The sequence below is a fragment of the Kurthia gibsonii genome, assembly GCF_006539985.1.
GTDB lineage: Bacteria > Bacillota > Bacilli > Bacillales_A > Planococcaceae > Kurthia > Kurthia gibsonii.
On the sequence record NZ_BJOB01000059.1, the window covers coordinates 1 to 10698 of the forward strand.

The 10698-nt window shown below is 38.7% G+C and carries 9 protein-coding genes; 3 read left to right on the top strand and 6 right to left on the bottom strand.

Going from position 1 to position 10698, the window contains the following annotated elements; all coding sequences use genetic code 11:
• Nucleotides 1–295: 295 nt before the first annotated feature.
• The 5 genes from KGI01_RS12395 to KGI01_RS12415 form a co-directional block, all read right to left on the bottom strand.
• Nucleotides 296–1024, bottom strand: coding sequence for an amino acid ABC transporter ATP-binding protein (locus KGI01_RS12395; protein ID WP_068455808.1), 729 nt, complete (start codon nt 1022–1024; stop codon nt 296–298).
• Between the two features lie 16 nt (nt 1025–1040).
• Nucleotides 1041–1709, bottom strand: a complete 669-nt coding sequence (locus KGI01_RS12400; RefSeq protein WP_068455811.1) for an amino acid ABC transporter permease — start codon at nt 1707–1709, stop codon at nt 1041–1043.
• 80 nt (nt 1710–1789) lie between these two features.
• Nucleotides 1790–2623: a transporter substrate-binding domain-containing protein gene (locus KGI01_RS12405; protein ID WP_141274939.1), complete on the bottom strand. Its 834-nt coding sequence runs from the start codon at nt 2621–2623 to the stop codon at nt 1790–1792.
• A gap of 156 nt (nt 2624–2779) precedes the next feature.
• The gene (locus KGI01_RS12410; protein ID WP_141274943.1) at nt 2780–3622 is read right to left on the bottom strand and encodes a flagellin N-terminal helical domain-containing protein; all 843 of its coding nucleotides are present in this window, start codon (nt 3620–3622) and stop codon (nt 2780–2782) included.
• 790 nt (nt 3623–4412) lie between these two features.
• Complete coding sequence (locus KGI01_RS12415) at nt 4413–4868, bottom strand: transcriptional regulator (protein ID WP_141274940.1); 456 nt, start codon at nt 4866–4868, stop codon at nt 4413–4415.
• A 226-nt stretch (nt 4869–5094) separates the two neighbouring features.
• Between KGI01_RS12415 and KGI01_RS12420 the strand changes: the two genes are divergently transcribed.
• Together KGI01_RS12420 and KGI01_RS12425 are read left to right on the top strand one after the other, a co-directional pair.
• Complete coding sequence (locus KGI01_RS12420) at nt 5095–6675, top strand: hypothetical protein (protein WP_141274941.1); 1581 nt, start codon at nt 5095–5097, stop codon at nt 6673–6675.
• Complete coding sequence (locus KGI01_RS12425) at nt 6672–9431, top strand: DEAD/DEAH box helicase (RefSeq protein WP_141274942.1); 2760 nt, start codon at nt 6672–6674, stop codon at nt 9429–9431. Before KGI01_RS12420 ends, KGI01_RS12425 begins: the two co-directional genes overlap by 4 nt.
• Before the next feature lie 114 nt (nt 9432–9545).
• On the opposite strand, the gene KGI01_RS12430 is transcribed toward KGI01_RS12425, so the two are convergent.
• A complete protein-coding gene (locus tag KGI01_RS12430) occupies nt 9546–9935 on the bottom strand; it encodes a single-stranded DNA-binding protein (protein WP_082701481.1) in 390 nt (129 codons plus the stop codon).
• 191 nt (nt 9936–10126) lie between these two features.
• Between KGI01_RS12430 and KGI01_RS12435 the strand changes: the two genes are divergently transcribed.
• Complete coding sequence (locus KGI01_RS12435; protein WP_307723187.1) at nt 10127–10558, top strand: YwpF family protein; 432 nt, start codon at nt 10127–10129, stop codon at nt 10556–10558.
• Nucleotides 10559–10698: the final 140 nt, after the last annotated feature.

Sequence of the window (10698 nt, forward strand, 5' to 3'; positions counted from 1 at the left end):
GGGACAAATCCACGCGCGAAAATAGGCCACTCGCTTCAAGACCTAAGTTGCTCCCTCTCCGCACTTTCTTCAAGGCTTTTGAGTAATTCAAAGGGACTTGAATTGTTTATGTTAGTGTGAATTCGAGCATTCGACCCGTATTTTGGGTCACTCGCTGAAGAAGTTGGGTCACTCGCACCTCGATTTGAGTCATTCACCCGTCAAACGGGACATTCGAGGGCGAAAATGGGCCACTCGCTCCAGATTCGTTCTCCACAAAAAAAGCACGACGCATCTACGTCGTGCCCTACAAATATTAATGATTTAATACTGCTTTTAAGAAGTTTTGTGCGCGTTCTGTTTTCGGATTTGAGAAGAATTCGCTCGGTGGTGCGACTTCGACGATTTTTCCTTCTGCCATGAAAACAATCTCGTCACAAATTTCTTTTGCGAAGCCCATTTCATGTGTTACAACGACCATCGTCATACCCTCATGTGCAAGTTTACGAATCGCATCGAGTACCTCTTTTACCATCTCTGGATCGAGTGCTGATGTTGGTTCGTCAAATAGCATCACTTCTGGATCCATCGCAAGCGCACGCGCAATGGCAACACGCTGCTGCTGTCCACCTGATAAACGCCCAGGGAAAGCATGTACTTTATCTCCTAGCCCAAGTGACGTTAATAATTCGACTGCTCGCTTTTCAGCTTGTTCTTTTGACTGTTTTTTCACCTTAATTGGTGAAATCGTTACATTATCTAAAACACTTAAGAACGGATATAGATTAAAGCTTTGGAATACGAAACCGATATTCGTACGCGCTTTATTAATATTCGTCTTTTTATCGTGAATCGAAATACCATTTACAATAATCTCACCTGAATCAATCGGCTCAAGTGCATTAATTGTACGAATGAGTGTCGACTTACCCGCACCAGAAGGACCAATCAATGCGATGACATTGGATTTTGGTACTTCTAATGAGATGTCCGTTAATACATGATGTGTACCGAAACTTTTATTAACATTTTTAATTGAAATCATCTGCGTTAGCCTCCTCTTACTGCTCGTTCTTTAACATGCGTTTTTCAAAATAGCGAATAAGTAGCGATAATGAGAATGTCATGATGAAGTAAATCACCGCAACGAATGCCCATATCTCCAATGCACGAAACGAACTCGATACAAGGTTTTTCGCTTTTAATGTTAAGTCAACACCTGCAATAACCGACACTAACGACGAATCTTTAATTAACATAATAAATTGAGACGCTGCTGGTGGTAATGTACGACGAATGGCTTGCGGTAAAATAATATAACGCATCGCTTGAAAATTCGACATACCCGATGAACGTGCTGCTTCCATCTGTCCTTTTGGTACAGATTGAATACCTGAACGGAAAATTTCTGCTAAGAATGCCCCTTCAAATACCGCTAAACTGACAATCGCACTCCAATATGAGCTAAGACCGAAAATCGCACCTAGACCGAAGTACACGAACATTAATAGTACAAGTAATGGCACGCCACGCATGATTTCAACATACGTGCTTGCAATCAAACGAACACCGATATTACGTGAAATACGACCAAAACCGAAGATGATACCAATTGGTAAGCTAAGCAACAGGGAGATTGCTGAAATTTCTAGTGTTAGTAAAGCCCCTTCGAGGAAGACGTCGATATTATCAGGGATGACGCTCCAATCGAACTCGTAGTTATTAAACATATATACTCCTCCTAAATACCGCTTGAAATGACAAAAAAGAGGTTTCCCTCTCTCTGTCTAATAAAATCAGAACGACTCTATTATTGTTTTGGGCTTTCTACTTGGTTTAACCAGTTGTTATCTTCAAACCATTTTTTCTTCGTTTCTTCTTCCTCTTTAGAACCTAAATATTCTTTTAAAAAGTCATTCACGTATTTTACTGTTTTTTCATCGCCTTTTTTAATCGCGATTCCTAATTTATCTGTTGCAAGTAAGCCGTCTAAAGCTTTTACTTTACCTTCGTTTTGTAGTGCATATACTTTAATCGCTGGCTCATCATATACAAGTGCATCTGCTTGACCTTGTTGTACTGCAAGCGCTGCTGATGGGAAATCTTCGTATTCTTTAATTTCCGCATTCTTCAGTTCTTTTTTCGCTACGATTGAACCTGTTGTACCGATTTGAACAACGACTGTTTTACCTTTTTCATCTACTTCTTTTAAATCTTTAATTTTGCTATCGCTTTTTACCATAACGCCTTGACCTGTTTCATAATATGCATCCGCAAAGCTTACAGCATTTTCACGTTCTTTTGTAATGGTCATACCTGCAAAAATCATATCAATTTTACCTGTTTGTAAAGCTGGGATTAGTGCGTCAAAGCCGAATTGCTTCACTTCAACTGTTGCACCCATTGATTTTGCTAGTGCTGTTGCTACATCAATATCGTAACCAACCATTTTGCCGTCTTTATCAATCATTTCGAATGGGTAGTAACCTGCATTCGTACCAATGATTAACTTTTTATCTTTTTCTACTTTTGAAATTGTTGAATCATCGTTACTACCACCATCTTTTGATGAATCATCCTTTGCTCCACATCCTGCAAGTACAACCATGACGATTGCCACCATTGCGATTAACCATTTTTTCATATTCAAAACCCCTTTGGTTTGATTTATTTTGTTTATATATGAATTATATTTCATTTTTATGCAACTGTCTAGATGTAAAATTAATATTTATTCATATAAATTCATTAAAATAGCCAATTATACATTTATAATGAATATTTTATGCATATAACTTCATTATTTATTCATTATAGGTACTGGTTTTAATAATTGTAGAATAGATTGTCCTTGTTGCATGTGCATCGCCATCACATACTGTGCAGCTTGTTGTAAAATCGATGCCTTTGTGAAATTCATCATCTCCTTTGCAATATCCGCATCTCGAATACGTGACTCTGCTGAAACTAAATTTTCATGCGTATTCATCGTGACATTATAAGCATGTTCTAGGCGATTCATATATGCACCTAGCTTAGAGCGTTGCCCCGACACTTGATTAATCGCATCATCTACTTCTGAAATCGCTTTCTCCGCATCTTCCCTTGTGCCAATGGACGACGTATCTGGCAGTCCCATCCCAGATAGACTTGCATCCCCTAAATACAAATCAATCGTCTGTCCTGCATTTGCACCAGTCTGAATTTTAAAAGGCTGGTCTTTGTAATCTCCATTAATCAAATTCTTTTGGTTAAACTGGGTATCTTTTGAAATACGCTGAATCTCTTTTTTGAGTTCCTCGTATTCCGTTTGAATTAATGCGCGGTCATCATCTGTCAGCGTATCACTCGCAGACTGCACAGCTAAATCTCGCATCCGTTGAAGAATGGCGTGTGTTTCGTTTAAAGCACCTTCTGCTGTTTGAAGCATGGATATGCCATCTTGAATATTCTTCCCTGCTTGATTCAAACCACTAATTTGCACGCGCATCTTCTCTGAAATTGCAAGTCCTGCTGGATTGTCTGCTGCTCGATTGATTCGATACCCCGTCGCAATTCTCTCCAGCGCCTTGTTTGCCACATTGAATTGCGTATTCATCGAACGCCAAATCAATAGTCCTTGCGCATACCATTTGCCGATTATTTGAAACACCTCCTTCTTACTCTTATAACAATTATCGGAAAATAAACAGTTTTTGTAAAGTTTAACGCCGATTTATATGGGATAAATACTAAATAGTACGAGATGGGAGTGAATTCATCGTATGAACGAGCGTAAAAAACGGAAATCGGATGTATATGATCGCGTGACCTTAATTTTTAGTCTTGTCGTTCTATGTGTCGCAATCTTTCTATTTTTTATGAAATGGTGGCTCGCCAATTGAGTGCTTGCGCGGCGTACAGCAAGCACTACATAGAATTTTGAATAGTTTTGGGATGAGTGCCTAACTTCGGTGGCGAGTGACCTGTTTTCGCACGCGAATGTACCATTTCGACGGGCGAATGTTCCGAATCAAACGGCGAGTGGCCCGAATCAAATGGCGAATGGCCCGAATCAAACGGCGAGTGACCCAAACGCCTCAGCGAATGGCCCGTTTCGCCACTCGAATGTTCGATTTCACACTGAAATAGTCAACTCAAGTCCCCTTTTATTACTCAAAAGCCTTGAAGAAGGTGCGGAGAGGGCGCAACTTAGGCTTTTTGGGCGAGTGTACTGTTTTCGCACGCGAATGTACCATTTCGACGGGCGAATGTCCTGTTTGAACGAGCGAGTGACCCAAACAACTCAACGAATGCCCCACTTCCGCATGCGAATGGCCCGTTTGAACGAGCGAGTGGTCTATCTCTCTTCCATTTTGAATGCAAAAAAGGAGTGTTCTCATATAATTGAGTCACTCCCTCGTCTTCTAAATTGTCGTTTCATCTCGATTGTATTAGATTCCATTGTCATCATCCATTAGCTGTTCAAACATTTCTTGATCTTTATGATCTAAAGCATAATCAATCATCCGTAATCTATTCATATCTTCCATTTCGTTTACAAGTTGAGCTGTTTCTTCATTGATATTATTTTGAGCTCTTTTAGTTTCAGTGCTTAGTTCTAAGTCTTCTAGAATCTTTTGCAGATGATCATGAATGTTTGATACAAGTAGTAGTTGATATAATGGTAAACGAATAAAACGACTGCTTTTTTGGAATACAAAGACATCGGATAAATTTTCGATTTGCAATGTTTGTAGATTGATGATGATTTCTTTTCCTTCAACAGGTATGAAATGGAATAACTCATCATCTTTTAAAATCGAAAAGTATTGATACGCAAATACGAGTTTTAAACGGTCGCCATCTCTCTTGGTGTAGAAAGGTTCAATTCTTCTGATTTTTAACATGTTCACCCCTCCTATAATAAAGCTCAAGATGTCTGAATATTAATGTCTTCGCGTAGAACTTTACCACCATTCTTTTTGAAACAAACCAACCTTATTATGGGAATCAACTGTGACAGTTGTTACAACAACACTTTTAAATACATAAAGTTTTTTTCTTTATTCATTCACGTTCGCCCTTAAAAGCGATATAATAGAAAGAACGATTTTTTTCGGGAGCGGATGATGAATGAACATGAATATTGCAGAAATTGCAAAAGCAGAAGAAGATATAATTCGAAAGTATATGGGGCAAATTTCAAAAATGTTGCCTCCTACAAAACAAGAGTCGGAAGAATTAGTGCGCCGTGCAGCTTTTCTTGTACGTCATAACTACGTCAAAATCATTGATTATGATTACAAATTGCATAAAGCCCTTTTTGTAGTCCAAGATGCAAGTCTCGCTACGGTAACATTAAATTTGAAAGATCATTCACTTAACTGCTCATGCGCTATGAAAGAAAGCCTATGCCGCCATCGTGTTGCGGCGCTTTTTGCTCTCTACCAATACATTGACTCTTTATCAAATTGGTTGGAGCAATTCCGTTCTCGTGCACAACAAGAACAAATGACCTTATTTAAAGAAGAACGAACGCCTGAAAATTGGTTGCGTTTTGTACAAAATGTTTATAAAAGAAACTTATATCATCAACAACAGATGAATCCCTATCTGCTAGATGGTATTTTTAATGATATGATGGAGCAAATTCGCAAACAGCGACCACTAGAACGTGAATGGCAGCCACTTTTTGATGTATTTACACATGTTGCATTACTATCGCATACGTGGAAACATCTATCACTTGCTAATACGGAAGCGGCACAAAGTTTTTATCGTCGCTTTATTCAAGATGAAATTGAACGTCTTGAAGTGAACGTGTTGGCTATGTCGAAAAAATCACGTCTGTTTGCATTTGATCCTTTCTATAATTCACTAAAAGAGATGAGTCATTACTTCCTATTAAATCAAGGCGGGTATGTCGAAAACCGCATCGAAATCTACTTATTAATATGGAATCATATTTTTACGAATAAAAGAGATCGTGAAGTTGAACTTGAAAAGTTATCAACTGCTCGTCAATATGAAGATGACCTATCTATTCCATATATGAAATCCATCTTTTTAGTAATGCTCGACCAAACAGAAGCACTTCAACCCTATTTAGATGAAATTGAAGTAAAAGATTTACTATCATGGATTGAATTAGCTCGAACAGCTGGTTTGAATCAACAAGAAGCTGTTCGCAAAAAAATTATCGAAACAATCATTCCATTTATGGGTACATTTATTCAGGAATATCTTGCGCCACCTCATCGCATGTCTTTCGTTAAACATTTTGATGAAGAAAGACAAGGTGTAGAGCTATCGGAAGAATTAGAAGAGACACTATTTGCAGCGTATGGAAAATATGGTTTGCAGCCTTATTCTCAGTTTTTAATTCGAAAGAAGCGCTTCGATGATTGGTCTGCGCTACACCAACTCTATCCAACTTCTCTCGCTTTTTTAGAGATTTGTGGTTTGAAGACGGTTGTAGAAGAACGTCCATCGGTTCTTTTATCACTCTACCACTCATTAATTATGGAAGAGATTAATCAAAAATCACGTCAACACTATAAGTCTGCTGTTCGCCTTATGAAAAAAATGAAGGCAGTCGCGAAGAAAAGTGGAAAACATGAATTTTGGAATCAATATGTCACAACCGTTCGCCAAAATTATAAGCGTATGCGTGCATTGCAAGAAGAAATTGAGAAAGGAAATCTGATGCTATGACAACAACAGCTTTTACAAAAACAATCGGCCTTTCTATTGATATATTACCGAATGGACAGTTTCATCTTACAGGATATGATGCAAATGTTGGTCGCCCGCTTCGCTTAGAAGAATGGGTGACACAACTTTACTATAAACATGAAAAAAGCTTTTTCGGCTTAGCGATTACAACTAAAAATGAACAAGTTTTTTTAACGACACTCGAATTAATTGAATTATTTTCGCCTTATTATCGTCATCCATTTGTACAATATAAGGGATTAAATGAACAGGATGAGCAATTCCTCAAAACAGTACAAGAAGCCGCTGATTACTGGTTTAAAAAAGACTTATGGCAACATGTTGAAATAGATGAGCAAGTATCATTCCATCTTCCTATCTCACAAGATGCAAAAGATTTACTCATGCAAGCACTTCAGATGACACTCACAGAAGCTGCTTTAACAGAAGACGACTTACCTGCACTTGTACCATTTTTCCGTAATGGCGGTTGGCCAATTCGCGAAAAACAAATTGATGATGAAGTCATGATTGGACTTCGATTACGTGAACCAGAGGAAGGCGAACAACTGTGGCAACTTGAAACGGTTCTTCGTCCGACAACGAAAACGACCTATTGGACACCACCTGTACGTAAAAGACACTTAAAGATTGAACATGTCTTACCAGCAAAATGGGCGGATTATGCTGCTTCGATTCATCAACTACAACAGCAAATGATGCATCTTTTAGGTGACCAACCTTATATGGTAGGAATTCCAGATGAGCCATTCCTATGTGTGAATTTAACGGATACGGATGTGCGCCAATTTTTACGTGGTGACTTCGTTCGTTTACAAGCCCTTGGTTTTGAAATCGTCTTACCTGCTTGGTTGAAAGAATTAAAAGAGTCTAAGTTCAAAGTACGTGCCAATGCAAGTACTTCATCGAACTTCAAATCTGCTGCTGGGCTGCAAGAGATTCTAACATTCGACTGGAAGGTCTCATTGAATGGTCACGATATTCCGATGGACGAATTCAAACGTATGGTAGAAGACCAGCGTGAATTTATTCGTGCAGGTACCGAATGGGTGCGTGTAGATGCAGCATGGATGCAAGAAATTCAGCGATTAATGAGCCAGACCGAAACAGAAAACTGGACGGTGAAAGATTTATTATTCCAAGAGTTATCCAGTTCACTCGATATCCCACTAGAACTGGATGATGATGACGACCGCGATGATCCGATGTTGCAACTTGAGCTCCAAGCATCTTTAAAGGATTACGTGCAGAAAATGATGGAGAAAAAAGGACTTCCTGATTTAACGGTATCCCCTTCTCTACAAGCGACATTGCGCCCTTATCAACAAGAAGGTTACAACTGGTTATCATTCATGCGTGAACAAGGCTTTGGGGCTGTACTTGCAGATGACATGGGACTTGGTAAAACGATTCAGTTAATCTCTTATCTACTGCGCGTCTATGAAGAAGAACAACCGACAGAGCCGACGATTATTATTTGTCCGACTTCCGTACTTGGAAACTGGCAAAAAGAGATTGAGCGATTTGCGCCTTCACTGACGACGTATTTACACTACGGTGCGAAACGTTTAAAAGGTGAGCAATTTACGGATTACCTACAAAATAATGGAATTCAAATCATCTTAACAACATATGGTACGGTAACACAGGATATTGAGGAACTATCACTGCTTCATTTTACGAATATTACGCTGGATGAAGCACAAAATATTAAAAATATGAATACGAAGCAATCGAAAGCGATTCGTCGTTTGAATGGCTCACATCATATCGCCTTAACAGGAACACCTGTTGAGAATCGTCTATCTGAACTATGGGCGATTTTTGATTTCATCTATCGCGGTTACTTGGGCAGCTTCTCTCGATTCCAAGAGTCGTTTATTGCACCGATTGAGCGCGATGACTCAAATGATGTCAAAGAAAGGCTTCGCAAAAAGATTCAACCATTCCTACTGCGTCGTACAAAACAAGACCCTGCACTTCAGCTAAATTTACCAGAGAAGCTAGAGCAGCGTGAATACTGTGCTTTGACGGAAGAACAGGCAGTATTATACGAGAGCTTTATTCAAGAGACATTGCATAAAATTGAGACATTGAGTGGTTTTGAACGTAAAGGGTTAATTTTGAAAATGCTGAATAAATTAAAGCAGTTATGTAACCATCCTGCATTATATTTAAAAGAGGCATTTGATGAAGCACCTACAATGATGAAACGCTCTGAAAAGTTGAAATATATCGTGTCAAAAGGTGCTGAAATTATTGATAATGGTGAACAATGTCTGATTTTTACACAGTATATTGGGATGGGCCATTTACTGCAGCACTGCTTCTCGGAATTATACGACGTGGATGTACCATTCTTAACAGGAAGTATGCCGAAACAACAGCGTGATTATTTCGTTGAATCATTCCAAAAAGGTGAATTCCCGATTTTCATTCTGTCGTTAAAAGCTGGCGGTACAGGGTTAAACTTAACTGCTGCGAATCATGTATTACATGCAGACCGTTGGTGGAATCCAGCAGTCGAAAATCAAGCAACAGACCGCGCATATCGTATTGGACAGACACAATTTGTCCATGTGCATAAATTTATTACAACAGGTACGATTGAAGAAAAAATTGATGCCTTATTAACAGAAAAACAAGCTTTATCGGAAGAACTCATCCAATCAAGTCAATGGATTACAGAACTTGATGATGCGCAAATTAAAGATTTACTAAGTTTTTCATTTTAAATAGAGAGAAGGAATCGCATGAAGATGTGGTTCCTTCTTTTCTTATGTATAAATGGAAAGAAAGAGCCCCCCAGCTCTCTCTTTCGCCTACATACTCCCTCATAGAGCCCTCACTTATTGCATTGGTTGTTGCGCTGTAAAAGCAGCTGGTAATTGAAAATCTTCTACTTTTACAGTTGGTTCTGGATTTTTCAATTGTAAAAATCGCACTTCTAAAGCTAGCACATCTGTAATATAAATTCTCTTTCCTTCATCATTCGTGTAATTACGCGACTGCAATCGTCCGATTACCCCGACTTGTGATCCTTTGCCACAATATTTCACCATGTGTTCAGCTAACTTCCCCCATGCTGTACAAAGAATAAAATCGACGTCGTTCTCTCCTTGCTGATTTTTAAAATTCCGATTGACCGCAAGTGTAAAACGCCCGACACTTTTACCGTCTGCTACTGTCCTTACTTCTGGTGCTTTCGTTAATCTCCCAACAATTGAAACGTTATTCAATGTTTCACCCCCCTTCTATTACCGCTATACTAAAGGATGCCGAGATTTTACGCAAAACGGCGTTTTCGTATTTCCTATATGGTTCAACATAATATTTTCAAAAAATAGACACGAATCGAGCAATTATTACATGCAAGTTATGAATACGGCATGTTTTCATATGTTATACTTATAACATTAAAAAAAGGTAGGTGGTTCATCTGAAAACATTCAAAATGCTGTCAATTGAACGCTTTAAAGAAGACACATTTATTTCCTATCCACTCATTGATGGTATTATCATCAACCAAGAAAATAGCCATCGTACTTGGATTCTCGAGATGTACGTTGATCACAAATATGCAGAAGATTTTCTACCGCTTATAGATACAGACGAAGTGATTGAGGTACGTGCGGTTATTTCATATCCTGATAATGAACCTGCAGGATTTTGTGTACTTGTTCAAGGTATTAAATACTTTGAAAATAAAGTATCCATTCTCATGAAAGGAACACTCAAAACACATCGTCGCCAATATGCCGAGCAACTACTCGATAAATTAGTCGAAGAAGGTTTAACAGGTGACGAACTGTTAGCGCGATTCCGTTCCGACATGATGACACGTCCGCACCTTCAACCTTAAATATAGTAAGAACACCCCTACTCTGAATGAGAACTGCACCTCCAATTGTTAGATGTGTCTAACAATTGGAGGTGCAGTTCAATGAGATAAGGGGTGTTTTTTATAAAATGGAATACTAATTTTACGAAAGGGAATCTCAA